Source organism: Streptomyces sp. NPDC000410 (assembly GCF_040300305.1).
Classification (GTDB): domain Bacteria; phylum Actinomycetota; class Actinomycetes; order Streptomycetales; family Streptomycetaceae; genus Streptomyces.
In genome coordinates this window covers 31,602-57,580 of record NZ_JBEPDM010000045.1, presented here as the reverse complement: position 1 = coordinate 57,580, position 25,979 = coordinate 31,602, and the positions used below count along the sequence as shown (strand labels likewise).

Here is a 25,979-nt window from a genome sequence, read left to right as displayed (position 1 = left end):
ACAGCCGCAATCTCGTCCGGAGTCACGCCCTCTCAACGCAACACCGAACCAGAAGGACACGCTCAACCACACCCGACCTGACCAAGCCCTACTAGTTCCGCAGCCGGTGGTGGATGCCCTTCCATGAGTCGAAGCGCTCGGGCAACTCCATCATGGCTTGAACGGCTCCAGCACTCCGGCGGGTCAGCGCTCATACGGAGGCCAGGAGCTGGTCAAGGTCGGTGTCGCGGAAGCGACGGACGCTCTTGCGGTCCAGGTGGAGGCGTCTGGTGATGGCGCTGATGGTCCAGCCTGCGGCGACAAGATTCTGGATGTCGGCGTAGCGATGCCGGCCCGTTAGAGGGTCTGCGTCCGGGGCAGTTCGTGGAGTGGGAGCTGCACCAGCGGTGGCGCCTCTGGGATGTGGCAGGTTTCCTCGTCGGCGCTAATTTCGCAGGCAGGCAGGCAGGCGCGGTGTTGGTGGCAGGTCTTCTCCACTGCGGCGGCAAGGTTCTGTAGCAGGGGGGCCGGTTCCCGCAGGAACTTCCGGTGCACCGCGTGCAGTTGGAGGGCTGAGGTGACAGGTGTTCACCGACCAGATTCCTCGCTGATCGTGCGTGATGAAGCCCCTGGTGCAGACCCTGCTCGCGTTCCCAGAGCAGCGTGTCGGCCAGCAGCTCCGCCCGGGGCCGATGACGCAGCCCTACGGCGCGCGCCGCAGACCCGTCCCGGGCGGAAAACCCTTCCCAGCCTGGTTCGACCAGCCACATCGGCAGTGACTGGCCCCCATGTACTCGGCCACACCGTTCGTGAGCAGCCCTGCCGAGTCGGCGGTGATCACCGGACCGGTGTGTCTGCCGACGGCGCGGGACAGCTCGATCCACTCTCCGAACGAACGACCGGACGGACGAGTCCTCACTACCGGCGCGTCCTACACCCGACCCGCACACCACAACGTCGGCACCAGGCCCCGCAGGACAGGCTGACAAGCGGCATCGAGGATCAGCACACTGAGCGCATGCGATACGAGGAGAAGGCGAAGCTCACCGCAGCGAGAGCCCTGGTCCCGGTGGCCATCCTTGTCGCCTCGCCAGTGCTGCTGACAGCCGGAGTTCCGGCCCGTCGCCGACATCTGCCCTACGTCTACCGGGATGAGGCCCCACTGATACTGGACAAAGGAGCAGGGCCGAATCAGTGTCCATTGGATCGTGGTCACCAGCCCTCTTCTCGCATGGTTCTGCCGGCCCACAGAGTCGCTCGCCCGACTCATCTCGCGCCGAGGTGAAACGGCAAGCTCACGGCCCCGCCGGCACACGCGCCCGAGATCACTCTCGTTCAGGGCCGGGACCGCTCGTGGGTGGTTCAGGCAGCCAGTCGCGGGTCGGGTCGTACTCCAGCCATCGGCTTCGCCCTGCTTCCTCGGCGCAGGCGGCGGCGAGGCCGTTCAGGCCGGGGTGTCCGTTTCCAGCGCGCCACACCAGCGACCAGGCGTACAGCGGAGTCGGATCGACCAGGGGGACGGCGCGCACCCCTGGGACCTCCGGCAGTGGCACATCGGCAGGCACCAGCGAGAAGCGCCGCGGCTCTTCCGCCACCTCGGCGAGGAAGTGGGCGAGCCCCAGGTTGACGCCCGTGGCCGTGTTCCGGATGCCGAATCGGTCGGCGAACCTGTGGAGGAAGTCGAGCCGGTCCAGTGCACCGGGTGCCCAGAGCGTGCTGCCGCGCAATTGGCCTGGCCGCAAAGCTGGTTCGGCTGCCAGTGGATGGTGCGTGCTCAGTACGGCGTCCACCGGTTCGAGGCGGACGAGGCGGTGTGCCAGTCCGGCGGGCAGCGGGGGGTGGACGCGGCCGAAAGCCGCGTCGATGTCGCCGTGCAGCAGTGCCGTCGTCACCGACGGCAGGTCGCGCCCGTGGCCCAGCGCCAGTTCCCCGGCTCGTCCGGCAACCTGGGCCAGCGTCCGCATCGGCGCGTAGAGGTGCCCCCATACGTCGACACGCAGCGGATGTTCCTTCCCGGACACCGCCGCGACCGCGGCGTCGGCGGCGGCCACGGTCTGCCGGGCCGGCGGGAGGAAACGCTGTCCGGCCTCGGTGAGGCGTACTCCGTTGCCGCCGCGCTGGAACAGCTCGGTACCGAGCAGGGATTCCAGCCGCGCGATCCGCTTGGACAGCGCCTGCTGGGAGATCGCGAGCGTCCCGGCCGCCCGACCGAAGTGCAGTTCCTCGGCGGTGCGCACAAAGGCACGTACCTGCGCCACGTCGAGATCCATGGCTCCCACCATAGGTGACAACCAGAAGTTGTCGGCTTTGCTTGTTCGTTGTTGGATCGCGCGGCGGCAGTGGGGGTTGCATCCTCTCCATGCAAAGACTGATTCCCACGGGAGAAGCGGCGCGCCCGGTCGCCTTCGCCGAGGTCTCCCCACCCGCACCGGAGCCGGGTGAGGCACTGATCAAGGTCGAGGCGTTCGCCCCGAACCGGGGCGAGACATTCCTCCTCGAACGCCCCCGGCCGGAGCTGCTGCCCGGCAAGGACATCGCAGGGCTCGTCGTCCAGGCGGCTGCCGACGGCTCCGGCCCCGGCATCGGCACCCGCGTGGTCGGGCACCCGGCGCAGGGCGGCTGGGCCGAATACGCCGCTGTGCCCACACACTCGCTCGCGGTACTCCCGGACAGCATCGACAGCGCACGGGCGGCGGCTCTGCCCCTGGCCGGGATCACTGCCTTGCGGCTGCTGCGTACGGCCGGTTCCCTGGCCGGCCGCCGGGTGCTGCTGACCGGCGCCTCAGGTGGCGTCGGTCACTACGTCACCGAGCTCGCCGTGGGGGCCGGAGCCGAGCTGACCGCGGTGACGGCCACGCCGGTGCGCGGCGAGCGGCTCGCGGAGCTGGGCGCGAAGGTGGTGCACGAGGTCGCGGCGGCTCAGGGACCGTTCGATGTCGTGCTGGAGTCCACGGGTGGGCCGGATCTGCCACTTGCCCTGTCGAAGGTGCGTCCGGGCGGTCTGCTCGTCTGGTTCGGCCAGGCGAGCCGCACCCCGGTCTCCCTCGACTTCTTCGAGCTCCTTGGTGGGCCCGAGCGCGTCACGATCCAGCACTTCCACTATGCCGGCGCCCCGTACGGCTCCGATCTCGCAGCACTGGTGAGCCTCGTGGAACAGGGCCGGTTGCACCCGGAGATCGGCCGCATCGCCGACTGGGCACAGACCGCCGACACCCTGGTCGACCTGCGAGAGCGCCGGATACGTGGCAAGGCCGTCCTGCTGACCGGAGGAGCCCGATGAACGCCACCGAGTTCGTCGCCGCCCAGTGGACACGGGCCACCGGTGCAGGGGTGGACCCTCACGAGTATCGGCGCGTCACCGATGGCCTCACCTCCGTCGCCGACTGGGGGCCGGCATTCCTTCGCACCGGACACGACTACCTCCAGCGCGCGGAGGACGTGGGATCAGCCCTCTCGGCAGGTGAGTACCTGTTGATGGCGGCCCGGTGGTTCCACCTGGCGACCCTGGCGCCGTACGCGGAAGCACATCGTGCTGCCGTCGAGGCGGATCACGCCTTGAGCAGAGCTCTCACCGTGCTGGAGCCCGGTGCGAGGCGGGTGAGGGGCGAGGGATTCACCGGCTGGCTGCGTGGCCCCTCCCACGCGCCTGGGACCGTGGTCGTCGTCCCCGGCCTGGACTCGGCCAAGGAGGAGTTCCTCGATCTCGTGGATGCGCTGCTGGCCCGAGGACTGGCGGTGTTCGCGATGGACGGCCCCGGGCAGGGAGTGCTCGCGGCCACCACGACGTTCGTGCCGGACTACGAGCGGGTCGTGGGCCGGGTCATCGATGCCCTCGACGTCGCACGGATCGGGCTCGTCGGCCTGAGTCTGGGCGGCTATTTCGCGGCCCGGGCCGCGGCGCTCGAGCCGCGCGTGGCGGCCGTCGCCACCGTCAGCGGTCCCTTCCGCCTCGACTGGGAGGAACTGCCTCCGCCGGTACGGGGCATCATGGCCCAGCGCGCCGGAGGAGCCGACGCCGCTCGCGAGTTCGCACACCACGTGGACCTCGCCGCCCTGGCACCCCACATCGCGGCCCCGCTGCTGGTCGTGGACGGCGGCCAGGACGTCATCCCCGGCGTGACGAACGGCGAGCGCCTGGCCCGCCTGGCGCCGCACGGCACCTACCTGCCCGTCCCACACGGCGACCACCTCCTCGGAAACGCACGGCCGGACTGGCTGCCCCTCCTCAGCGACCACATCACGCACAGCCTGATGGGAACACCAGCATGAACCGCTTCACCGGGAAGACCGTCCTCATCACGGGTGGCACCAGCGGCATGGGGCTGGCGACCGCACACCGCCTCGTCGCCGAAGGTGCCCACGTCATCGTCACCGGCCGCACCCGTGCACGACTGGACTCCGCCGTCCACCACCTCGGCCCCAATGCCACGGGGATCGTGGCCGACGCCGCCGACCTCAGCGCGGTGGACACACTGATGGAGACCGTCCGGGACCGTCACGGCCGGCTGGACAGCCTCTTCGCGAACGCCGGCACCGGCACCTTCCTGCCGTTCGAGAACATCACCGAGCCGGACTTCGACCACGGCATCGACGTCAACTTCAAGGGCGTGTTCTTCACTGTGCAAAAGGCACTGCCGCTGCTGGCAGACGGAGGCTCGATCGTCATCAACGCCTCCTGGACCCTCCACCGGGGCAACAGTGTCCTGACCCTCTACTCGGCGACCAAAGCCGCCGCGCACAACCTGGCCCGAACTCTCGCCGCCGCACTCGCCACGCGCGGGATCCGCGTCAATTCCGTCAGCCCCGGCTATATCGACACCCCGATGTACCCCGCCGCCGCGCTGACCACAGCGGAGGCAGAGGCCGTCACCCGCCGGATCGTCGCCGGCCGCTTCGGACGCCCGGAAGAAGTGGCTGCGGCGGTGGCGTTCCTCGCCTCGGGCGAGGCGTCCTACATCAACGGTCAGGATCTCGTCATCGACGGAGGCCTGGTCAGTGCCGTACCTGCTTGACCGTTCAGGCCGACGGCCCAGGGAACCGGGCCGTCCCAGCCCGGCCGCGGAGTCCGGTATCGGCCCGTATCCGGGGGCGCTCGTCCTGGTCGAGGGTGCGGTTCCTGAGCCCTGGCATCGCCTTCCCGATCCGGCGCCCGGGGCGGTGCCGGCGCCGTCGTCGATCTGACGCCAGGCCCCCGCGGACACACCGGACAGGTCATCCTCCTCTCCCACGAGGAGAGCGTCGGCGCCGCGCTCGTCGCCGACTCCCTCACCGACCTGGTGCTGGACCGGCCCGTCGCGGAAGCCAGTAGCCAGGAAGATCAACGGGCACCTGCCGTGGCTTGGGTCAACGCATCGAGCCTGCGGAGCATCGAGGCCGCTGCCCACCCCGGACTGGAAGTGCTGTCCATCGGCGTGTGGGACGATCCGCCGCTCAGCCTCGCACCGCTGACGGAACTGCCGCGGCTGCGGACCCTCACCGCCTACCCCGGCACGCTCGCCGCCCCCTTGCAAATCGCCGAGCTGACCGGGCTGGAGTACCTGGAACTCGGGCCGCAGGAGTGGCGGATCCTTCTCGATGCCCAAGCCGTCCCGCGCACCCTGTCGGCGGCCGCCATCAACGTACGCCACGACGAGGACCCCCTGGCCGTCGCGGACCTCGCCAACGAACTCCTCGCCCTGTGGGACCGGCCCCCGATCATCCGGACTGTCATCGAAGGCGACCTCGGTCCCTTGACGTAAGCGGGGGTCACACGGGACGACGCAGTCCAGGGCAGCGGAGAGGCGATCACCGCCCGCAGCCCCGGTTCCCAGCCACTACGGCGCAGTCACACCGTCTTCCAGTTGGCCCACCTGAGCGCCTCGTGGGGCGTCCAGGTGGGACCGACGGCGCCGGGGCGCCGTCGGTGTGCCTCAGATGCGGAGCGTCCCGGGGAACGCGCCGTGGCCGACGCCCGGTGCGGTGAGGGCCAGCCAGCCGTGGCCGCGCACCTGGGTGTCCGGGCCGACGTTGTCGGGGTCGACCGAGAGGTACCCGCAGGCGGACCGGGCGCCTGTGGTGCCCGCGTTGGGCAGGGCCTCGTCGTACTCGGGGTCGAAGTGCGGGTCGTCGACCGCGAGGGTTTCCCACGGCAGCGGGTCGCCCTCCCATTCGGGGTCGCTCTCGGCGGCGTACTGACGGATCACCCGGCCGTTCTCGGCGACCATCCACACGTCGGAGCCGCCGGCGTCGTCCAGGAAGAAGAACTGGGCCTGGCCGCAGTGGACGCTGACCCGCTCGACCGTCTCGATCATGCCGTCCCAGGGGTCGCCTACGAGCAGGTCGAAGGGACCGAAGACCAGGCGCCAGCCGTTCAGCTCCGGGGTGACGAAGGCGCGCCCCACGGTGCGGCCGGCGTCGTCCGGCCCGGGTACCCGGATCTCCCGGCTTTCCGCCGCCTGGACGCCGGCGGCGGTCGTGACGGGCCGCCGGTCGTGCAGGCCCAGGGCCTCGAAGACCCCCTCGTAGGTCGCCCCGGGCACGGCCATCCACCAGCCGCTGAGCGTCGACGACGGAAGCCTCGGGATCTCGTCCAGGATCTTCACTCGTATCAGCCGCTCGAGCGCCGCCCGGTCGCGGTCGTCGAGCGCGTCGGCGCCGCCGCCCGCCATCAGCGCCGCCATCGCGCCCCTCCGGACCCTCGGGGACGCGGCCGGGTCGCGGCGCAGGGAGCGCAGCCGCGGCCGGAAGGAGTCGTGCAGCAGGCGCGCGTAGTCGGATGCCTTGTAGGGGATGAGGCGACCGCGGGCGAAGCAGCCCACCAGGGCCCGCAGTCCGGCTTCGGAGTCCACCCGCAGCCTGACGAGACCCTGGAAGCCGTCGCCCGACTTCCCGTAGTCCGGATCGGCCGCCAGGGCCGCGTACTGGTCGGCGCAGCGCTCGTCGAACACCCCGAGGAGCCGCCCCGCCTGCCAGTCCGTCACCTCCTTGCGCCGCCAGGCCGCCAGTACGCCGTCGAAGGCGCGCGGCCCGATGTGCCGCAACGCCCGCATGACCGGCTGGAGATCGGCGGTCCGCTGTACGCCGGCCACACCGTGCAGCAGCGTCGGCACCACGGTGTCGGCCTGCTCCGCCAGCCGTGCGGCGGCGGCCTCCATGCGCGCGGCGTCGTCGCTGTCCAGGTCCTCGAGAAGCGATTCGATCTTCATACGGCAGCACAGTAGCCCCGGCCACTGATCGCACCCTGTGGGGGCGTGTGCCGGACGGCCTCACGCCGTGAACGCGGCCGGGCGCTCCGGGTTTCCCGCACCATCGGAGTGCACACGGCAAGGCGGGCGCGGTGCCCCGATGCCCCAGCAGGGCCAGGACGGTGACGCCGGCGGCCACCGGCCCGAACTCCGCCGGGGCGAGCCCGGGCCATTCCTTCGTGAGCCCGCCAGGACCGCCGCCACTCCTTGGACATGCTCGGCTTCGTGGGCAGGGACATCGTCCGGGGTGAGATCGGTGCGGAGTGGGGGTACCCGGCGCGGAATCCCACGTGTGCGGTACCTCCGCCTCACAGCATCAGGTGGTTGTGGGCGCGGAACGGGATGCCCAGTGCGATCAGCAGGCGGCCGACGAGGTGGCTGTCGTCCTGGCCGCACCGACGCACAGGTGGCAGTGACCCGGGTGCAGCCACGCGCACCGCGCCAGCCGGCTACAGCGCTTCATGGGCAACCAGTGCGTACTGGTTCACCGTCGGCAGGTCGTGTCTGCCGGCGCTGAGAACGAGTGACCACGTCTCCTCTCCGATTCCTTCGGCGGACTCGAGGAGCCGACCACCCACTTGTTTGTCACTCTGTGTAGGGGTCCGGCGGTGGCACGTGCTGAATCCCGGGCGGCGCCGCGGCTGGTGCGGCAGTTGCGCTCGGCGTCGTGCCGCCAGGACCCCTATCCGGTGTGGGCGCTGACCAGCGGCAGGGTGATCGCTGCCATTTCCCCGGTCTTCACCGACCCCGACACCGCCGGGGTCGAGGCCCGTCGGCAACTGCTGGGCGAGGTGGAGTTCGGTGATGATGTGACACGGCCCACAGGGAACGTCCTCCCGGGGTGCCTCCTCCTCGGGGTGTCGGTTGTTCACCAACACTCCAGGGGAACTCGTGTTTGACATCAACGCACGACGGCGGGCAGGCCGGGCGGTCGCCGGTCTGCTCGCCGTGGACGGACTCGCCCACGTCTACTGGGCCACCGGACTGACCTGGCCCGCGCCCGACCAGCGGGCGCTGTCGCTCGGCGTCATCGGCGGAGTCGTGTCCTTCGCCCCGCATGTGGTGCTGCCGCTGGCGCTGGTGCTGTTCAGCGCCGCGGCAGCCGTCCTCGCCCGCGCGTACGGCCGGGGCGGGCGGCTCGCCGGGCTGGTGTCCTTCGCCGTCGCCGCGGGACTCCTGGTCCGTGGGCTGATCGGCGTGGCGTGGGCGCTCGGCGTCGGCGACGGGGCCGGCCCGGTGTTCTACTGGCTCAATCTGCTCCTCTACACCCCGCTCTGCCTCGGCTTCGGCTGGCTGGCCGCCACCCGCCTGGTCACCCCCCGGGCCCGGAGGGCACTCGCGCTGCCGCTCGCCCTCGCCGTGCTCGCCGCGGGCACTGCGTATGCCTGGCAGCCCGCCGAGGCGCCCGGCTACGCCGCGCCGCCCGGGGACCGGTACGTCGAGACGCCCGTCGCCCGCTTCCACTACGTCCGCCTGGGCGAGGGCGGTTCGCCGGTGGTGCTGCTTTCCCCCGGCGCGTCCTGGACCTTCGCCTGGCGTGAGCAGCTCACCGCTCTCTCCCGGACGCACACCGTCTACGTCCTCGACCTCCCCGGCCAGGGGTTCACCGAGCTCCGTGACCGGTCCCTGACCTGGGACCTGGACGGCATGACCATGGCCATCGGTAGCTTCCTGGACGCCATGGAGATCCCCCGGGCCGCCCTGGCGGGGAACTCCTGGAGCGGCGGCTTCGCCCTCGCCTATGCCCAGCGCCACCCCGAGCGGGTGACCCGGCTCGCCCTGCTCGCGCCCTCCGGGCTCGACGAACGGGACCCCATGCTCTGGGAGGCCCTCAAGCTGCCTGTCGTCGGGGAACTGCTGACGAACCTCGGCGCGGGCCGCTCGGCCGCCGAGTCCTCGCTGCGGGGACTGTTCGTGAACCAGGACCGGATCACCGACGAACTCGTGGACGCGGCGTGGGCTCCCGGCACTCGCGAGACCAACCGGCGTTCCGTCTACCGCCTGGAGCGCGGCCTGGACTGGCGCGAGACCGAGGCCGCGATGCCCGCGACCCGGCAGCCGGTCCTCGTCATCTGGGGACGCCAGGACAGTGTCCTGCCCGCCGCCCAGGCCGATCGCTTCGGGCGGCTCCTGCCCCACGCGCAGGTGACGGTCCTGGACGGCTGCGGGCACGCGCTCACCCTGGACTGCCCGGACCGGGTGAACCGGCTGATGGAAGAGTTCTTGCGTGACCACTGACCGCAGGGACCGGGGGGTGGCCCTGGCGCGGGCGGCGCGGGCCGGGGACACGCTCGCGCTGCACGAACTCCTGGACCACCTCACCCCGTACATCGCCCGGATCTGCACCCCCATCGCCCTCGCCGACGGCCCGGACGCCGCCCAGGAGACCCTGCTCGCCGTGTTCCGGTCGCTGCGGTCCCTGAAGGATCCGCAGGCGCTGTACGGGTGGGTGCGGGCCATCGCCGTGCGGGAGGCGGTACGGATCGCCCAGCGGGCGGCGCGGGCCCAACCCGCAGAGCTGGCCGACCTGCCCGAGCACGGTGATCCGCAGCTCGCCGCGGACATCGACGACGTACTGGCCCGGCTCTCCCCTGCTCACCGGGCCGTCCTGGTGCTGCGGGACATCGAGGGCCTGGACGAGGAGGCCGCGGCCGCGTTGCTCGGCGTCCCGGCCGGCACCGCCAAGTCCCGGCTGCACCGGGCCCGGATGAGCTTCCGAAAGGCATGGTCCTCATGACGACGCACGAGATCGATCCGGTGGAACGGCTGCGCATCATGGCGGCCGGGGTCCGCGGCGCGCGGATCGCCGAGGAGGTGCTGCCCGTCCCGTTCGAGCAGGTGTGGGCGGTGATGGCAGACCTGGAGGGCGAGTTCGGACGCTTCCAGCCGGACATGCGGAGCGTGCGGGTGCTGCGGGTCGCGGGCGACCGGGTCGACGTACTGGCCCGCAGCAAGTACGGATTCCGCGCGCACCTGCGTGGCTTCGTCCGGCCGGGCTGGTGCTGGCTGCAGAGCCGGTTCCTGCTCATCGGGATGGCGGCGGCCCCGGTGCCGGGGCCGGGCGGCGGCACCCGGGTGGCGCTGACCGGCGGTGTCCGGGTCCGCGTCCCGGGGCGGGCCCCGGCGGTCGTCCCGTTCGGCACGGCGTCCGAGTTGTCCCGTGCGATGACCCGCCTCGCGGAACGGGTGGCCGACCGGCAGACGGGCCCGGCAGCGTGACCGGGTTGCCCGTCTCGCCCATCGCCTTGGACCGATCCACGGCGATCGCCCGTCACCACCCCTGTGCCCATGCGCTCCGGATGCCGGGCGGGCAGTGTGACGGCCCCGCTCGGCGCCCGGCACCTACAGCCCGGCTGCCGGGTCGTCGGTGGCCACGGACCGCGGCGGACGGTGGCCCTTCTCGTCGAGCTGAGCGAGCTCGGGTTCGTAGTCGAGGGTGAGGGAGCCGAGCAACGGGCCGGGAGCGCTGAACGGGGCTCTCGGACGGCCCGTCCGCGACCTCTCGGCTTCGTGTCGGTGAGGCTGCTGTCAGCCCCGTGCACGGCAGGACCGCTGAATCGGCCGCGGAACTTTTGTTCAAGACAAGGCCTGCGACTTCAGCGAGCCTGGAGGCATGCTCAGAGACGACGCGGGGGACGCGCCCCGAGAGCGCACTGCTGACGACCGCTGGGAGGTCGCCCACCCCCTGGGCGGCACCTCTCTCGACGGCGTGCGGATGGCCGGGTTCCGGGACCGTACGGCCGGCGGGCTGGACATGCGGGTGCTGCCGCAGCCCGCCGTCATCGTCGTCATCGGGCTCGGAGCCGACCCGGTCACGGTGGAGAGCGCCTTCGGGCACCGGCCACTGAGTGGTCTCGTTGCCTCCCTGTCGCCAGGTCCGGCCCGTATCCGCGGCGAGGGCGTCGAATGCGTCGAGGTGGCGTTGTCACCCCGGGCCGCCTATGCCCTGCTGGGTGTTTCCCCGCTCGAACTGGACGGCTCCATCACCGGACTCGAGGACCTCTGGGGGCGGCACGCCCGGCTGCTGCGCGAGCAGTTGGCCGACACCGCATCCTGGCAGGAACGCCTCGCGCTCACGGAGGGATTCCTCAGACGGAGGGCCGCAGGGGCCCCTCCCATGGCGGCCGAGGTCGCCGCCGCCTGGGACGCCATCGTGGCCGACCGGGGCCGAGTGCGGGTCGGCGACCTCGCCGCGTCCTGCGGATGGAGCCGCAAGCGGCTCTGGGCCAGGTTCAGCTCCCAGGTCGGCCTGACCCCCAAGCGCGCCGCCATGCTGGTCCGCTTCGACCACGCCGCCCGGGCGCTCCTCGCCGGCGAGCGCGCCGGCGACGTCGCCGTGGCGTGTGGATACGCCGACCAGCCCCATCTCCACCGCGACGTCCAGGCCCTCGCCGGGTGCACGCCCGGTGCGCTCGCCGGCCTGACCGCGTCCACCGAGACCTGACTGTCCGTATCCAGACCGATCGGTGATCGGTCGACTCGTAAGGAAGGAAGCAAGACCTGTGATGAATACCGAGGTCCGAGCCGCACAGACGGCGGCAGGCCGGGAACTCGTCGTCCGGCTCGCGTTCGGGAGCATGGCCGCGCACACCCTGCGCGCGGCGGTGCGCCTGGGGGTCGTGGAACTGATCGGCGACGGGTCGCGCACAGCTGCCGAGGTGGCCGTCGGAGCCGGGACCGCGCACCAGCCCATGACACGCCTGCTGCGTGCCCTGGCCGCCCTGGGCCTGCTCGCGGAACACGCCCCCGACACGTTCTCGGTGACCCCGGCGGGCGCGCTCCTCGGCCCCGGCCACCCCGACTCCCTCACGTCGTTCGTCCGCATGTTCACCGATCCGGCGATCGTGCGCGCCTGGGAGCACCTGGACAGCAGTGTCCGTACGGGGGAGATCGCCTTCGATTCCGTCTTCGGCACGGACTTCTTCAGCCACCTCGCCCGGCGCCCCGAGCTCTCCGCGGACTTCAACGCGGCCATGAGCCAGGTCGTTTCCGAGACCGCCGCCGTGCTGCCGCGAGCCTTCGACTTCAGCCGGTTCGCCTCGGTCACGGACGTCGGTGGAGGCAGCGGCACCCTCCTGGCCGCTGTCCTCGAAGCGCACCCGGCTCTCGCCGGCGTGGTCTTCGATACTGCCGACGGCCTGGCAGAGGCTGCGAAGACACTGGCGCGGCACGGACTGGAGGAGCGCTGCTCCCTCATTGCCGGGGACTTCTTCCATTCGGTCCCGCAGGGCTCGGACGTGTACCTCGTGAAGAGCATCCTGCACGACTGGACGGACGCCCAGGCGGTCACGATCCTGCGCCACTGCCGCCAGGTGCTGCCGCCCGGTGGCGTCGTTCTGATCGTGGAGCCCGTGCTTCCCGAGGTCGTCGGCGCCGAGGACGAGGGCACCTACCTGAGCGACCTCAACATGATGGTGAACGTCGGTGGCAGGGAACGCACCCGCGCGGACTTCGAGGAGGTGTGCCGCCAAGCGGGCCTGCGCGTCACGTCGGTCACCCCGCTCGCGGAGGCCGCCCCCTATTCCCTGATCGAGGCGGTGGCCGGCTGACCACAGACCGCGCGCCGAGCACCCGGTGAAAGCGGCACGCGTGGTGAGTGCCTCGGCCCGCAGAGCCGGCGCCTGCGGACCGTCCTGTGAACAACCCGGTCGGTCAAGCGTTCGCCACGGGGTCCCGAGGTGGTGGCGAACAGCTTGACGAGTCGGCTCGCCTCGTCAGTGGAGCCTTGCCATCAGCGCACGATCGAGGAGCGCGCGACCTTGTGGGGCGGCCCTCCCGGTCGGCCGTCCGAGCGTTGCGGTCTCTGCTCCGGGCCGGTGCGTCGGCCGGCTCGGAGCGATCGGCATCGCGGGACGACGACGACGGCGTTGCCGGCGGGGCGCTCGACGCGTGCGGGCGCCCGCCAGTTGTCCATGGGGCGGTTGTAGAGGGTGCCGTTGATCAGGAGGGTGGTGTCGCCGCCGGAGCCGAGGCTCAGGGCGTCCTTCGCGCCGAGCCATTTCATGAGGGCCGCTGCTTGGTGCACGGCGACGCCGATGCTGGTCTGCGGCAGCCTGCGTCCTCGGTGTGAGTGGGTGGTGTGGTGGCAGCGGTTGGCTGTCGGCGGGTGACGGTGCTGGGGGCAACCGCTGTTACGGCTCTTCGGCGGGGGTGGGTAGGTGGTGCCATGAGTGTCCGCAGGTGCCTTTGCAGTACGTTTCCCTGCGGCGGGTGTCAGCGATGGCGAATACGGAGACGAGGACACGGAACGCTTTCACGTGTTCGTCGGCGGGGAGCCTCGCGAACCCGTAGCGGGGTGGGTCCATGCAGATCATCACCGAGGGGTTGGCCGTGGGCTTCACCCCGGACCGTGCCACGCCCGCGCGGCCGTCCGCGGCGGTGATGTGTGCTTGCATCGCGTAGCCGGCGAGCTCCTGCAGTACATCCTGTCGGCGGGCGGGGGAGAGGCCGGTGAACCAGGACGTCCCGTCGTCCAATGTGCGCAGTTCCTGGGCGATTTCGTTGACGACCTGCTCGGTCTCGCGCCGGAAGGAGCGGTCGTCCGCGGTGCTCGTTTCGGTCATCTCTTGATGATTCCATGTTGCCGGTTCGGGTCGGGGGTGGTCTGGCTCGACGCGGCCCGGGGGCTCCGGTGAAGCGTGCCGGCGTCGTGCTGCAGTTATCAGGTGTCGGATCGCCGGTGTGATGTTCTGGCCGGGGCCAGGAAGGCTGTGACGGTGATGCCGGTGAGAGGGCGCAACGCGGCGCGTGGCGCTCGGGGCAGGTCGCCGAGTGGGTAGAACACCGTCCAGGACGGCTCCCCGACTGCGATGTCGTACAGCGTTGCCTCGAAAGTCGTGAAGGGTGGGCCGAGCGGTGGCACGAATCCCGCGTCTTGGCAGGCCGACATGATCAGTTTGTGGAACGCCGGATTGTTCCGTTGCGGCGCCAAGCGAAGGGGCAGTCCTGCCAGTTGCCCGAGGCTGAGGCTCTCGTGCTCGGCGAGGGGGTGACCGAGGGGGACCGCGGCCATCAGGCTGTCCGTCCACAGGGCGGTGAAGTCCAAGCCGGGCGCACCGTCGAGCACGCGGACGACCGCGGCGTCCAGTTCGCCGGAACGTACGGCGGCCAGGCGCTCGTCCGGTGCGAAGCGATGGAGCCGGACGCGCACGTCCGGTGCGGTCTCGGCCAGGTCGTCCAGTAGTTGGTACGTACGGGCGTCGAAGGCCCGTGTGGTGCCCAGGTGCAGCGTCTGCCGGTTCTCCGCGGCCAGTTCCGCGGCGACCGTGCGGGTGTGCTCAACGGCGTCCAGTACCGCACGCGCCTCGGCGAGCAGCCGTTCCCCGGCTCGGGTCAGCCGCACGTGCCGGGTGGACCGGTCGAACAGCTGGACGCCCAGGGAGCGTTCGAGGCGCTGGATCTGTCGGCTGACGGCGGCCTGGACGATGTGCAAGCTGCGTGCGGCACTGCCGAAGCCACCGGTCTCGGCGACGGCGACGAAGTACCGAAGCTGCCGGATCTCCAGGTCCACGGCCCCGCCCCTCATGACGATCGGTGATCACTGTGAGAGTGAAGTGCTTCTTGGACGGAACTTGTTCCCGAGGTGTGCTTGTTCTGCTCGTCCCGGCCACTTCAGTACACATCGAACAGGGAATCACCATGCCCCAGACCCAGCCCCAGCCCCAGACCCAGACCCAGCCCCAGGCCGTCGTCGTCCACGCCGCCGACGCCGAGATCCTCGACGGGCCCAGCCCCATGCGTCTGCTGGCCGACAGCGACGCGAGCAGCGGCGCCTTCAGCGTATCCAGCGGCACGATCGCCGCCGGAACCGCCAACGCCAAGCCTCATGTCCACAAGCGTTCCTGGGAGGTGTTCTACGTACTCGACGGCTCCCTGGAGATCCTGCTGGGGGACGAGATCGTGACGGTCGGGCGCGGCGGCGCTGTCGGTGTGCCGCCGGGCTTGGTACATGCCTTCGGGGCGAGCCCGGACGGACCGGTCGAACTGCTGGTCCTCATCACACCGGGTGTCCAGCGTTTCGACTACTTCAGGGTCCTGCCGGAGGTGCTGCGCGGCACATTCTCACCGGAGGAGCTGGAGGAGATGCACGACACCTACGATGTCCACTTCTGCGAGAGCCCGCTGTGGGAGGCCTCCCGGGCGGCCCGAGAGGCCGCCGACCTGTAGGACGCTACTTGCAGATCATCCGTTCGCCGGGTCTGGTGCGTACTTCCCACGCGGAGCGTTGGAGCCTTGATGACCGGACGATCGGCATTGGTAGTGTGACGTGGCCGTCGGCACGCGAAAGCCCGGCTGTCAAACTTCGCTCTCCTTTGAGAAGGATTCCATGTTCAAAGTCAATGAATACTTCGACGGCGCGGTCAAGTCGATCGCCTTCACCGGAGGGGAAGGGCCGGCGACTGTCGGTGTCATGGCTCCCGGAGAATACGAGTTCGGCACCAGCCACCGGGAGATCATGCATGTGATCAGTGGCTCCCTCACCGTAAAACTGCCTCAAGCTGATGAGTGGGAGACTTTCCAGTCCGGCACCCAATTCCATGTTCCTGGAGACAGCAAGTTCCAGCTCAAGGTGACGGTCGAAACCGCCTACCTCTGCGAATACCGCGACTGACCTGATCGGAGGGCCAAGGCCTGGATCCCCCGAAACGGGGTCACCCAGCCCCGCGCAGCGGGCCGTCCCAGGCCGAGCGAAACAAGGCCCCGAACCCGTCCGGAGCCGCAGGCCCCCAGGCCCGACGAGCCGGCCTCAGGCCCGTTCCTACGCGCTGCGCGCGCGTAGGAACCCGCTCCTCGCCGCCCCCCATCGCAGCCGCCAGCTGGCTTGCTCCTTCATGAATCAGGACATGGAGGGACTACAGGTTGGAATGAAGCACCCTCTATCACGGATTAGCTGAAGCAGGTGTGACGTCTTACCGCTCTCAGGGCGGGTGATCCGTGCCCGGAGCTGTTCGGCGCGCCGATCTACGGGGTGCTCGCCCACTCCCACAGCTGGCAGGGCGATGGATCCGACCCGGTCGGACCCGGTAGGCAATATCGAGAAGGCCCTTACAGAGGGCATGAATACGGTGGCGCACCCGCGTGAGCTGTTGGATGTGGTGTGTGTGGCGGACCTGGCCACGTGGTGGGCGTTCAAGATGGCGTGGCTCGGGCCGCCCCGCACTCCCGTGGACTCGTGGCAGACGATCCGGGAGAAGCTGATGCCGGGCCACCCGGCCGAGGGCTGCGTGCAGACGCAGCTGAACCGGCACGAGACCACCGTGAGTCCGCTGACCGTGCTGCTGCGCCGCTTCGCGTGGGAGGACCCGGGGCTGCGCCCACTCGCTGGCTGTGCGTGTCCGGCTCTCAGTTGAAGATATCCAGGATGTCCAGCCGGGAGCCTCCGTCGTCGGCGGGGCGGCGGGGCCGCATCGGGAGCGGATCCGGGTAGGTCTCCGCTGCGGCCCTCGCACGGACGATGTCGGGCCCGCCGCACGCCTCGATCGCGAAGGCGCCGAAAACCTTGGCGAACGCGGCCGGGTCGCGGAACTCCAGGCCGAACGCGCGGCCGTCCCGAAGCGGTACCCACACCACCCGGTCGAACCGTGGCCATTCCAGCACCGGCTGGTCGTCCGCGGTTGACCGTCCCTCCAGCCACAGCCGCGCCACGTGCAGCAGGTTCACCTTCTCCATCGGCAGCCGCTTGCGCCGTACACGCAGTTCACGCGTCGTCAGCGCGACCCGCTGGTCCTTCTTCGGGTACCAGACGACGCCGATCCCGAACGGCACCCACAGCAGGATCCCGATCATCGGCCAGACCAGAGCGTCGCCCCATGACCGGAGCACCCCGCCGTCCAGCAGGTACAGGGCTCCGAAGACCAGAACCCACTTCGCCGTCATCCGCCAGAACCCAGTGCCCTGCCGGTACAGGACCCGCCGCTTCCCCGTCATCGCCATGCCCTTACGCTATCCGCCGCCCCGTAGCACACCGTAGGCGCCCTTCGGCACCGCCGGGGCAAGTGGCGTCACCGACGCCAGGCGGGCGTACGCGATCCAGCGTCGGCGATTGCCGCAGGCTCGCCTGAGCAACTGACCACGGCTGGATGCGGCGTGCTCCTGACCGTGTCACGCTGTCGGAGCGTGATCGAAGACGACCTCGCCGCAGCCCGCACCAGCCTCCGCCGCATGATCCCGGGACCAGAGCCGTTAACACGACTCGCAAGAAAGAGAGTCCATTGAGCACACCGAGGCGGATCGCGATACTCACCGGATGACCAACACAGGGAACGAGGTCGACCAGGGTTGGGATGAACCTTGGTACCGCGTCCGCACAGATCGGTTCGAGGCGTCGTTCTTGCCCAACGCGGGCGAAAATCTGGATGCCGTCTGCAACGTCGACGTCGAGGTGCGGTTGACAGTGGACGGCTCCCGCTGGAGCGCGACCATGTTCACTCTCGCCGAGGTCGAGCGACTGATGAAGAGGTGGTCCCAGACGGGCGTGACTTCACGCAGGTTCTTCAGCGGCTCGACGACGGGTGACCAGCTCAGCCCCATGCGGAAACGATCAGTGGAACTAGTGTTCCGTGACTCACGGCACGATGCCGTGCGGCACCGAACTCGACCATCGCTCTCCCGAAGGGAGGCTCCAGTCGCACGCCGACCTGTGGCTGACGCCCCTGACCGGGGTGGACCCGACGGCGTACGGCGGCGCGTGGTCTGACGTCCTGGACCAGGCCGACCGCGTGCTGATCGCCCGGGTCGAACAGGCCGCGGCCAGGCGGCGAGCAGCCCGCTGCAGAACATGCCAACGTTGAGGACGTGCCCGGCAGGCCGCAGCCAGGAGCGATCTCGGCGTGGCGGCAACATCCCTCGGGTACTGCGAGACCTCGCCCAGGGCCTGTGACCTCGCTCGACACCCGGCCTTGCACCCATCGCCCAGGTGCCGCCCGTGTCCTGTGCCACACGGGGCCGGGAGGCAGCGCGGAATGTCTGCCATGTGAGGGGAGTGGGGGCCGTCGCGTACCGCGTTGCGCCCGACGCTGCCGGGCTGACGGCCCCCACGGCTGCGGCAGCGCGAGACTGCGTCTTCCGCCCGACAACTGTTCGGCACCCGTGCCCCGTGAATCGGGGGCGAAGGCACGGGGCTCAGGGCAAGCTGGTGAGTGGCCAGGGGTTTCGAGCGTTGCGCCGGATCGCCGCTCGTATGTGAACCATGGCCAGGATGGCACTCATATGGGTCTTGCCCTCGGTGTATCGGACGTGGTCCTTGCAGAACCAGAGGGCGTTCTCGGGATGCCCCGCGCGATCGAGCGGTGGTTCTATCGCACGGAAGTACACGAGCGTGAACGTCTCATAGTCGTGGTCCCTGTCGGACACGTGGCAAATCGTGCAGTACGGAGGCATCACACCTGGTCAACTCCACTCCACCGGACGAACCATGATCGCAAGCCTACGCTCGTCCTGGTCGGGGGCGCGCCCGTTTCGCGCCGCCTCCCGGCCCCGCTCCCAGATCGCGCTTGCTCCACCGATGCGTTCAGGGCGGCCATCAGATCGACGACCTGCCCCGCCGGCTTCGCCTCCTCAGGGACCTCTGGGCGGGCCGGACCTGCGCCTGCGCGGCGATGACCGCCTCCAGCGTTTCCCGGTACTCGTCGTGGAAGCCGCTGAGGTCGTCGGTGGTCATCGCCTCCACCAGGTCGACGGCGCGGTCGATCTCGTCGTCGTCGAGCTCTTCCTGCTTCGAGGTGAGCTCGGCGGGGCTGCGGATCTCGTCGGGCCACTTCATCGTGTGCAGGAGGTCGCGTCCTCCTTGATCCGCAGCAGACCGAGGCGCTCGCGGCCGTGGAACGCGAGTTTGGCGACCGCGACGTTCGAGCTGCGCTCCAGCGCCTTCCGCAGCGAGATGTACGGTTTGGCCGCGACCGGGCCGTCCGGGGCCGGCGTTTTGTCCTGGCGGGGGTATTTGGTATCGGGGGTGCCGCCATGCGGCTGCGGCTGCTCGGCAGGTTCAATGTGAGCGTGGATGATTCGTTGTGGAGCAGGCTGTCGGCCGAGGCGCAAGCAGAGGTGGACGCTCTGATCGCCGATGGTCGCCACATACAGGCCATCGCATTGATGCGCGAGTGCCTGCCACAGCCTGCTCTCCGTGAGTGCGTTGACCTGCTGGAGCTGCGTGCCAGCAACCTGCGGCAGTAGGCAGAGTCGCGTGATGGTGCCCAGGCCGATCAGGGGTCGCGCCGGTTCGGGGTGGGTTCGCGAGTCGGTCGGCGGCTCATGCGGTCGATCAACGCGACGTGGATTATGGCTTCGGAGCGGTAGGAGTGGGTCTCGTAGTCGAGGGCGAGGCGCCGGTGGTGCATGAGTCGGCCGAAGGTCCGCTCGGCAACCCAGCGCCGGGGGATCACCTTGAATCCTGCGACGCCGGGGTCGCGTTGGACGACTTCGACTTCGACTTCGACGTCGATGCCGAGACGAGCTCCGTGGTCGATGACCTTCGTTCGATAGCCGGAATCTGCCCACGCCTTGGTGACCCGAGGGTGGGCTTTGGCGATGATCGAGATCAGGTGAATGCCGCCGTTGTTGCCGGAACGCTGGCCGCCCGGCGGGCGCGCCACGGGTGAGATCGTCGCCAAGGTGCCCCAGGTCCTGTCCGGCTCCGTGAACATGGGGGGCCGGCTCGTAGGGCAGATGGCCGATGAACCTGAGGCGACGCCCGCATGGGGCAGCGCGACGCCCTGGGATGAAGACCGAGGCTGAGCCCTGTTTGTGCCCGCCAAGATGAGGCCTGGACCAGGTGACGGCGGCGACCTTCACCCCCGCGCCGGCCCGCCTGGCACGGCTGAGCTCACCACCCAAAGGGGCTCAGCCGCATGCAGGACGTGATGCGAGGGCCAGGCGGCCGGCGACAGTGTCTGCCTGGCGTACGACCGGGTACACCACGTTGACGCTCGGGATCCGCGGGGACGAGGGGATACCCACGGTCCAGATGTTTTCCGGTGTTCCGCAGCCGGGAAGGGTCAGGCGGAGGTCTTCGCCGATGTCCGGGGCGGGGGCGTGCCATGGCGTCCGAGGTCGGCGACGAGCTGCACTTGGTCGCCGGCCGCGTGAAGCTGCGGATCGGCGTAGCCGGTTGCGGTCACGACGGCGTCGAACACCTCGGTCGTGCCGTCGGGCCATACCGCGCGCCAGTGGTGTCCGCGGTCGAAGTCCACCGGCCCCCCTCTACGGATCTTCAAGAGCCCTGCCTCGCCATGGCTCAACAGTCTCCGGCCGGTACCGAGCGGTATGGCCCCCCAGATAGCGGAACATGTACGCGCACTTCTTCAGTGCCTCCGCCCGCACAGCAGCGTCCAGTGGAGGCAGCACCTCATTGGCCGCATCCACCATCGGGCAGAGGACGTCTTGCCAGTCGGTGTGGCCGTTCTCAGCGAGCCGGATCTCCCCGCGGAGCCGCAAGACGGTGTCCGTGGCCCCGTCCACCTGTTCACGGAGCCGCCGTGGGCTGAAGGTGGCGGTCGCCCTGGGTACAAGGGCCAAGACGTGCCGGTCGAGCAGTGGGTCGGAGAAGTTCAGCGCGGCGAGGTCAGCGGGGGCAACCAGAGCGGTACGCGGGGACGTACGCGTGCGGACAGCCGGCAGTTCGCCGGAGGGTGAGGCCATCGCCGCATCGCCCGCGCCGAACAGAACCCCTGGCCCCGGTGGTCGGTGGTGCGGGCCGCCCTCACGACGGTCCTCTTCGGCCCGGGGGACGGCCTGCGATCCGCCGGACAGGACGCCCGAACCGATACGAGTGCCTGCGACGCCCATGCAGACCGCATCGCCGACCAGAGCGAATCCCTCCGGAAGCGCAACCGGACGCTCCTCACCGCCCTCATGGACGCCGCAGCTCCCTGGCCCGCGAGCACCGTCGGCCTCCTCGACACCCGGACCAGGCCGTGCCCCCCGCGCCCCTCGTCGCGGGACCGTGAACTCACGGCCTATGTCGCGAGCCGTGCTCACGTACGAGCAGGTACGCGAGCACGAGCTGCCCGCAGCTGTGGCTACGCAGTGACTCCCGAACCCACCGACAAGCGGCTCCCGTTCTCGGGCTCTGGCCCGAATTGTGTGGAGCGGTTGCTCTCCGTCGCAGTATTGCCTCGGACAGAAGCTCAGTCGGTGAGCTCACCGGTTCCGGACGGTCCAGCTGGCGCGCCGTGGTCGACGAGGCGCAGGAGCTTTGGGCGGGCATGTCGGAAGCGGCCAGTAGCCTCAGGCACCATGGACATTCAGATCGATGTAGTGGTGGGTCATCCGGTCAACGATGAGGTGGAGAGGGTGCTCGGGTTGGCCGAGGCGGTCGGCGAGCCCGTCACTGTCACGTTCATGTGGGAGGGGCGTGAACAGGCGGAACGCGCGGTGCTAGTGCCCGCGGCCACGCTGGCGCTCTGGGAGCATTGGGCCCCGACCGCCTACCCGACCAGTGGCGCCGGGGAAGAGAACGGGGCTGTGGCGGAGGAGCCGGAACTGGCCCACCCGGCGGAATTCGGCGCGTTCACGCTTTTTCGTCGTCGCGTGGGAGGGCGCACGGCGGTTGCCCGCAAAGGCGTGGTGGTCGCCGAGCTACTGGACCCCGACGAGGCGTACTGGCTCCAGGAGAAGGCCCGCAATGTCCGCCAAGGCTTCATGGATCCGAAGCAGAAGGCGGCGTTCGAGGAGTTCCTTGCCAGGCAGGCGTCCCTCGATGACCAGTGACGCACCGACTCACGCTTCGTGGCTTTGTCATTGATCTTCGAGCTCTGCTCCGGTTCGTATGGTGTGGTGACGCTCGATCACGCCAACAGGGAGCGTTTGCAGAGGAGTTCGCAGCCTGCGCGGCCGAGCATCTGGCGCTTGCGCATCTTGATGCGGTTGCCATGGCATTCCACGACACCGGAGTTCCGGGGCAAGATCCGGTCGTCGGTGACGGCGTGCAAGGCCGCGTTCGAGGTGTTGGGCGAACCGGCTGAGACTGGGCAGGTGGTGGCTGCCGGAGCAGCAGGAATGGTGCGGCTCCCGCAGCTCGCTACGCCGCTTGTCAGGTGTTACGCGGGTCACGCTCGGCGTGCGGGACGGCGGTGGTGTGTCGACGGGTCAACAGGCGCGGTAGTGTCTGGGAAGCGTCGCGTGCCGGTGGCAGACCGTGTCAGGCATGGAGGCGCCGGATCGAAGGAGGCCGACGATGCATTCGTCGCACCCTTCGCTCTCGCGTGACTGAGCGCGAGACGACCAGGCTCGTCGCCTGGAGCCAAGAACTCCGTCGGGTGCACGGCCAACTGAGGGAAGCGCTGTCCGTGACCCGCGCCTCCCTCGCCGACGGCACCCCCGGTGAGGCGGCCACCCGTGAACTGCTGCTGTATTGCCATGGCTTCTGCACGGCTCTCGACGGTCACCATCAGGGCGAAGACCGCACCCTGTTTCCCGCCATCGCAGCTGCGCATCCGGAGCTACGACCGGTGCTTCGCCTGCTCGAGCAGGATCACTCGATGATTGCCCACCTGCTCGGCAGCCTCCGTGCTGCGGTCGACCGGGCCGCGCCGCCCGAGGAGCTCGACCTCCACCTCGAAGGCATCGCCGCGATCATGGAGAGCCACTTCCGCTACGAGGAGCGGCAACTGCTCACAGTGCTCGAAACCCTTGAACTCGCAGCAGTACCCCGAGAGGTGCTGGGCCCACTACGATCCCGGACCGGACAGTGGATGGCGGTGGTGACCACCATCTTCAGAATGATCACCGTCACACTCGCCCCCGCGCGCAGCCCGCCTCGGCACTCCCCCTGGCTCACTGCGCCGTGTGCGGGACTCCCATCACACGCCCGTGGAAGCGAGCATCGCGGCCCGGCCGTCACTCCACCGGACGCGGGCATTCCCGGGTGGCTGCGACATCCCGCCAGAGCGCCACGGCCAAGATCATTGCACCCGTGACCAGCAGGTCCGTCAGCAAGCCTCCTCGCCTCAGCGGAACTCGTGGACCACCCGGATCTCACCGACGATGTGGGCGTTGAATTCGTCCAGCTCCTCGGCCGGAACCCAGAGCTCGAGGATCGTCTGCCCGCCGGCCTGCTGGATGGGATACCGGCTCAAGAACTCCGACTCGACCTCAAAACGAGTGACGAAGCCGGCGCCATCGTGCTTCACGTTCCAGTCCCGCGCGATCCTGACCGCGTAGTCCTCGTTGAGGACCGGGTAGAAGATCGGCTGCTCAGGCAGCCGGGGCGGCCAGGCGCGCCAGTTCAGCTCGCGAACCAGATCCAGCTCCTTGGGGCCGGTGGGGCGCCACAGGGTCGTCGTTGGTTGCCGGCTGGTCATCTGCATCGCTCTCTGAACGTAGGCCGCCGGTACGGCGGGTCGGGAAACCGGACGATACCGGCACCGCGAACCCAGCAGCTACGCGGTTTCCGCACCTTGCCGGCTCCGTGAGCAGCAGTTACGGGACAACTCCTGGATCAGCCCCCGCTACGGAGCCACGGTAAGCGGGCGGTGTGGTCCGTAGGATTGCTTCCTACCGCAGATTTCTTTGAGGGGGCGGGTATGCATCCGCTGGCGTGGATCGGTGAGGCGTTCGATGCGCATTGCCTGGTGCTGGCTGAGGGCTTGACTGGGCGTGAGCTGCTGCTGCGCCTCGGGGTCGATCCCGCTGACTTGTTCACGCCGGAGGACGAGGACGAGGCGAACGAGTTCCTGTGGGCCGGGATGGAGGACTACTGGAACTGGGGTGCTGCCCGTGCCGGAGAGGCGGGCGGATGGGCCTTCGCCCTGGAACCGGCCAGCCTCTGGGCCGCCAGCGATCAGCGGCTGGAGCGTGCCTCTGGTGGAACAAGGGTGTTGTGCTGCTGGTGTGCGGACGGGAGCGAGGATGTCGCCTATTGGCAGGATGGCTCGTTGGTCACCCGGTTTGAAACGCTGACGCCGCACCAGCGGTCCGGAGCAGACCCGGACCGTCTGGCAGAGGCGATGCGGCGTGTCGGCCTGGCTGGAGACGAAACCGTGCACCTTCGCCATGCCGGGCTGGCGCTCGCGCATGAGGTGACCGGTGTCGTCCTGCCGAGGGAGGAGACCACGCTCGCGCTGACAGGGAAGCTTCCGGCCGATGACGAGGCACCCCGGGCCTCGGGCAGCGGCGGTGGTGAGCCGCCGTCGGTCGGCTCGTTCGACTTCGTGGGCGGCCCCGTGGGCGGAGCCCCAGTCGTGCGACGAGTGGCTGGGAAAGCGAGAACGACGCCTGGCGCCGGCACATCCGGCGGAGCCGGCAGCTGATGAAAGACCGGGCGCCCCGGAGTGCTCCGGGGCGTCCGACAAGGCGGATTGCATCAGGTGGTCATCGTACGGAGAGCCAGAACTTCTCGTCGTTGAGGACCCGGTTGTTCTGGTAGAAGGTCGACAGAGAGCCGCCCACGGAGCCGTTCTCCCTGTTGGGGACGTGACCGATGGTGCAGCGGCGTCCGGACGTGTTGTTCAGGTACGTGAGGGTGTACCGGCCGCCCGACGGCATGTCGGGCCGGATCTCGGCACAGTTCCTGCCGGTGAGGCCGAGCTGCGCACCGCTCTGATTGGTGGCGGCGAACGGGAACTCGTCGCAGCTGTCCTCGGGGACCGTCGGGTCCTTCTTGAACGTGGAGTCGCAGACCTTCCCACGGTTCGCATTGGCGACTGATTCGTCGGCCTCGCGGGTCAGCGGCCGTCCCTTGCCCTCCCAGCCCCAGTGATCGGTGAGGTTGCTCATCGACCACGCGACGTTGGCCTGGCCGCGGTTCTTCAGCGGCAGCGTCATCGTGGGGGTGAAGGAGGGAAAGACGCAACCCACGCTCGTGCCACTGGCGATCTTGTCGCAACGGATGGTCAGCTTGCCCGGCGGCTCGAACGAGGCCGGGTACAACAGGATCTGGTTGGCCCCCGTGATGGTCACCTTGGTCTGGGCCTTGAATCCTTGAACGTTCTGGCCCGCGCGCCATGCGTGGCTGGTGCCACCGTAAAGGGTCTTACCCACACCGATCGATCGAGCACCCGACCAGGCTGTCCCCGCTCCGCAGGCCGCAGCGGGGCTGCAGGCGGTCTGCCATGCAGCGCGCAGCCCCTTGGCGGCTCCCCAGGCCGAGTCCAGCCTCAGGGAGACGTCGGTCTTCCAGCTGCCGCTCTTCGGCTGGAGGATGAATTCCTGTCTGGCGGTGAACGTCGCGCCGCCGATTGTCTTCCTGGTCCTCGTGTCGAACACATCGTAGCGGAGACTGGCCGACCCGCAGGCCTCGAAGCGGGTGAAGTACCACTGTCCCATGGTGACGTTGCACTGAGCCGCGGCGCTCATAGGCTGCGCGGACGCCGCCGCCTTCGCCACATCGGACGGAGCGGTCGAAGGCGCCTTGGCCGGCTTCTTGAGACACGTCAGGTGCTTGAAGCCCTTGCTGGCATACGCGACCAGAGCGGCCTTGACGTCGTCGCAACTCTGAACGCTCTTGATGTCGACGGCACCGGCCAACTTGACCTGCGGCGCACGCCCCGCGGGCTGGACGGTCCGTGCCGCTCCCTTGTCCGCGGCCGCCGGCTCCGATCCCTTGCTGTCCGAGCCTTCCGCGGGCCCGCAGGCCACCGCCGCCGCCAACAACAAGACGGATGACGCCAGCAGGACCATCCGGCGAGTCTTGCTTACAGCCGTTATCAACGGCTCCCCCTATCTGGTTCTCTCACGGCACGCCGCTACCTGGATCGCAGTCCAGATCACCGCTTCGTGGGGTGTGGAGGTCCGCACGCTGCCAACGTGCCGCATTGATGATCATCAGACAGTAGTACGAAT

Annotated in this window: 27 protein-coding genes and 4 pseudogenes; 16 read left to right on the top strand and 15 right to left on the bottom strand. The window is 69.5% G+C overall.

Features of this window, described 5'->3' with window-relative positions; genetic code table 11:
- Positions 1-614 precede the first annotated feature (614 nt).
- Both ABT342_RS30695 and ABT342_RS30690 read right to left on the bottom strand, forming a co-directional pair.
- Positions 615-871: pseudogene (locus tag ABT342_RS30695) on the bottom strand (oxidoreductase); the annotation flags it as partial.
- 433 nt (positions 872-1,304) lie between these two features.
- Entirely contained in the window at positions 1,305-2,249 is a 945-nt protein-coding gene (locus ABT342_RS30690) for a LysR family transcriptional regulator (protein ID WP_351581094.1), read from the bottom strand.
- Between the two features lie 89 nt (positions 2,250-2,338).
- Between ABT342_RS30690 and ABT342_RS30685 the strand changes: the two genes are divergently transcribed.
- From ABT342_RS30685 to ABT342_RS30670, 4 genes and pseudogenes are all read left to right on the top strand, one after another.
- Positions 2,339-3,259: a zinc-binding dehydrogenase gene (locus tag ABT342_RS30685; RefSeq protein ID WP_351581092.1), complete on the top strand. Its 921-nt coding sequence runs from the start codon at positions 2,339-2,341 to the stop codon at positions 3,257-3,259.
- A complete protein-coding gene (locus ABT342_RS30680) occupies positions 3,256-4,248 on the top strand; it encodes an alpha/beta hydrolase family protein (protein ID WP_351581090.1) in 993 nt (330 codons plus the stop codon). The genes ABT342_RS30685 and ABT342_RS30680 overlap by 4 nt, the downstream gene beginning before the upstream one ends.
- Positions 4,245-4,991, top strand: a complete 747-nt coding sequence (locus ABT342_RS30675; protein ID WP_351581088.1) for an SDR family NAD(P)-dependent oxidoreductase — start codon at positions 4,245-4,247, stop codon at positions 4,989-4,991. The genes ABT342_RS30680 and ABT342_RS30675 overlap by 4 nt, the downstream gene beginning before the upstream one ends.
- A gap of 141 nt (positions 4,992-5,132) precedes the next feature.
- Positions 5,133-5,717: pseudogene (locus tag ABT342_RS30670) on the top strand (SMI1/KNR4 family protein); the annotation flags it as partial.
- A gap of 171 nt (positions 5,718-5,888) precedes the next feature.
- Here the strand turns inward: ABT342_RS30670 and ABT342_RS30665 are convergent.
- The gene (locus ABT342_RS30665; RefSeq protein ID WP_351581084.1) at positions 5,889-7,163 is read right to left on the bottom strand and encodes a hypothetical protein; all 1,275 of its coding nucleotides are present in this window, start codon (positions 7,161-7,163) and stop codon (positions 5,889-5,891) included.
- A 347-nt stretch (positions 7,164-7,510) separates the two neighbouring features.
- The gene (locus ABT342_RS30660) at positions 7,511-7,633 is read right to left on the bottom strand and encodes a hypothetical protein (protein ID WP_351581082.1); all 123 of its coding nucleotides are present in this window, start codon (positions 7,631-7,633) and stop codon (positions 7,511-7,513) included.
- A gap of 460 nt (positions 7,634-8,093) precedes the next feature.
- Between ABT342_RS30660 and ABT342_RS30655 the strand changes: the two genes are divergently transcribed.
- The 5 genes from ABT342_RS30655 to ABT342_RS30635 all read left to right on the top strand — a co-directional run bounded on the left by ABT342_RS30655 (position 8,094) and on the right by ABT342_RS30635 (position 12,751).
- Positions 8,094-9,440, top strand: coding sequence for an alpha/beta fold hydrolase (locus ABT342_RS30655; protein ID WP_351581080.1), 1,347 nt, complete (start codon positions 8,094-8,096; stop codon positions 9,438-9,440).
- Positions 9,430-9,939, top strand: a complete 510-nt coding sequence (locus tag ABT342_RS30650) for an RNA polymerase sigma factor (RefSeq protein ID WP_351581078.1) — start codon at positions 9,430-9,432, stop codon at positions 9,937-9,939. The genes ABT342_RS30655 and ABT342_RS30650 overlap by 11 nt, the downstream gene beginning before the upstream one ends.
- Positions 9,936-10,421 carry a hypothetical protein gene (locus tag ABT342_RS30645; protein WP_351581076.1) on the top strand — a complete coding sequence of 162 codons (486 nt, stop codon included), beginning with the start codon at positions 9,936-9,938 and terminating at the stop codon, positions 10,419-10,421. Before ABT342_RS30650 ends, ABT342_RS30645 begins: the two co-directional genes overlap by 4 nt.
- Before the next feature lie 394 nt (positions 10,422-10,815).
- Entirely contained in the window at positions 10,816-11,646 is an 831-nt protein-coding gene (locus tag ABT342_RS30640) for a helix-turn-helix transcriptional regulator (RefSeq protein WP_351581074.1), read from the top strand.
- 61 nt (positions 11,647-11,707) lie between these two features.
- On the top strand, positions 11,708-12,751 hold the full coding sequence (locus ABT342_RS30635) for a methyltransferase (RefSeq protein ID WP_502965641.1): 1,044 nt from the start codon (positions 11,708-11,710) through the stop codon (positions 12,749-12,751).
- Positions 12,752-12,933: 182 nt separating this feature from the next.
- Here the strand turns inward: ABT342_RS30635 and ABT342_RS30630 are convergent, their stop codons facing one another.
- The 3 genes from ABT342_RS30630 to ABT342_RS30620 form a co-directional block, all read right to left on the bottom strand.
- Positions 12,934-13,446: a phosphodiester glycosidase family protein gene (locus ABT342_RS30630; protein WP_351581070.1), complete on the bottom strand. Its 513-nt coding sequence runs from the start codon at positions 13,444-13,446 to the stop codon at positions 12,934-12,936.
- The gene (locus ABT342_RS30625) at positions 13,334-13,765 is read right to left on the bottom strand and encodes a DUF5958 family protein (protein ID WP_351581068.1); all 432 of its coding nucleotides are present in this window, start codon (positions 13,763-13,765) and stop codon (positions 13,334-13,336) included. The genes ABT342_RS30630 and ABT342_RS30625 overlap by 113 nt, the downstream gene beginning before the upstream one ends.
- A gap of 98 nt (positions 13,766-13,863) precedes the next feature.
- Entirely contained in the window at positions 13,864-14,712 is an 849-nt protein-coding gene (locus ABT342_RS30620; protein WP_351581066.1) for a LysR family transcriptional regulator, read from the bottom strand.
- 128 nt (positions 14,713-14,840) lie between these two features.
- On the opposite strand from ABT342_RS30620, the gene ABT342_RS30615 reads away from it, so the two are divergent.
- From ABT342_RS30615 to ABT342_RS30605, 3 genes are all read left to right on the top strand, one after another.
- A complete protein-coding gene (locus ABT342_RS30615) occupies positions 14,841-15,368 on the top strand; it encodes a cupin domain-containing protein (RefSeq protein WP_351581064.1) in 528 nt (175 codons plus the stop codon).
- A gap of 100 nt (positions 15,369-15,468) precedes the next feature.
- The gene (gene ppnP, locus ABT342_RS30610; protein WP_502965640.1) at positions 15,469-15,813 is read left to right on the top strand and encodes a pyrimidine/purine nucleoside phosphorylase; all 345 of its coding nucleotides are present in this window, start codon (positions 15,469-15,471) and stop codon (positions 15,811-15,813) included.
- 445 nt (positions 15,814-16,258) lie between these two features.
- Complete coding sequence (locus ABT342_RS30605) at positions 16,259-16,552, top strand: hypothetical protein (RefSeq protein WP_351581062.1); 294 nt, start codon at positions 16,259-16,261, stop codon at positions 16,550-16,552.
- Here ABT342_RS30605 and ABT342_RS30600 read toward each other — a convergent pair.
- On the bottom strand, positions 16,545-17,135 hold the full coding sequence (locus tag ABT342_RS30600) for a hypothetical protein (protein ID WP_351581061.1): 591 nt from the start codon (positions 17,133-17,135) through the stop codon (positions 16,545-16,547). The genes ABT342_RS30605 and ABT342_RS30600 overlap by 8 nt on opposite strands.
- A 313-nt stretch (positions 17,136-17,448) precedes the next feature.
- Here ABT342_RS30600 and ABT342_RS30595 point away from each other — a divergent pair.
- Positions 17,449-17,673: pseudogene (locus tag ABT342_RS30595) on the top strand (hypothetical protein); the annotation flags it as partial.
- Between the two features lie 650 nt (positions 17,674-18,323).
- Here ABT342_RS30595 and ABT342_RS30590 read toward each other — a convergent pair.
- From ABT342_RS30590 to ABT342_RS30570, 5 genes and pseudogenes are all read right to left on the bottom strand, one after another.
- Positions 18,324-18,554 carry a hypothetical protein gene (locus ABT342_RS30590; RefSeq protein WP_351581059.1) on the bottom strand — a complete coding sequence of 77 codons (231 nt, stop codon included), beginning with the start codon at positions 18,552-18,554 and terminating at the stop codon, positions 18,324-18,326.
- Between the two features lie 169 nt (positions 18,555-18,723).
- Complete coding sequence (locus ABT342_RS30585) at positions 18,724-18,963, bottom strand: Ku family protein (protein ID WP_351581057.1); 240 nt, start codon at positions 18,961-18,963, stop codon at positions 18,724-18,726.
- Positions 18,960-19,274, bottom strand: a complete 315-nt coding sequence (locus ABT342_RS30580) for a hypothetical protein (protein ID WP_351581055.1) — start codon at positions 19,272-19,274, stop codon at positions 18,960-18,962. The genes ABT342_RS30585 and ABT342_RS30580 overlap by 4 nt, the downstream gene beginning before the upstream one ends.
- Before the next feature lie 128 nt (positions 19,275-19,402).
- Positions 19,403-19,765 (bottom strand): annotated as a pseudogene (locus ABT342_RS30575) (transposase); the annotation flags it as partial.
- 429 nt (positions 19,766-20,194) lie between these two features.
- Entirely contained in the window at positions 20,195-20,389 is a 195-nt protein-coding gene (locus ABT342_RS30570) for a hypothetical protein (protein WP_351581053.1), read from the bottom strand.
- Between the two features lie 1,045 nt (positions 20,390-21,434).
- On the opposite strand from ABT342_RS30570, the gene ABT342_RS30565 reads away from it, so the two are divergent.
- Entirely contained in the window at positions 21,435-21,908 is a 474-nt protein-coding gene (locus tag ABT342_RS30565) for a hypothetical protein (RefSeq protein WP_351581051.1), read from the top strand.
- Between the two features lie 494 nt (positions 21,909-22,402).
- A complete protein-coding gene (locus ABT342_RS30560; protein ID WP_351581049.1) occupies positions 22,403-23,116 on the top strand; it encodes a hemerythrin domain-containing protein in 714 nt (237 codons plus the stop codon).
- A 30-nt stretch (positions 23,117-23,146) separates the two neighbouring features.
- On the opposite strand, the gene ABT342_RS30555 is transcribed toward ABT342_RS30560, so the two are convergent.
- A complete protein-coding gene (locus ABT342_RS30555) occupies positions 23,147-23,500 on the bottom strand; it encodes a hypothetical protein (RefSeq protein WP_351581101.1) in 354 nt (117 codons plus the stop codon).
- Between the two features lie 222 nt (positions 23,501-23,722).
- Between ABT342_RS30555 and ABT342_RS30550 the strand changes: the two genes are divergently transcribed.
- Positions 23,723-24,448 (top strand): DUF6461 domain-containing protein, encoded by a 726-nt coding sequence (locus ABT342_RS30550; protein ID WP_351581047.1) that lies wholly within the window; start codon positions 23,723-23,725, stop codon positions 24,446-24,448.
- 61 nt (positions 24,449-24,509) lie between these two features.
- On the opposite strand, the gene ABT342_RS30545 is transcribed toward ABT342_RS30550, so the two are convergent.
- Positions 24,510-25,817 carry a NucA/NucB deoxyribonuclease domain-containing protein gene (locus tag ABT342_RS30545; RefSeq protein WP_351581045.1) on the bottom strand — a complete coding sequence of 436 codons (1,308 nt, stop codon included), beginning with the start codon at positions 25,815-25,817 and terminating at the stop codon, positions 24,510-24,512.
- Positions 25,818-25,979 lie beyond the last annotated feature (162 nt).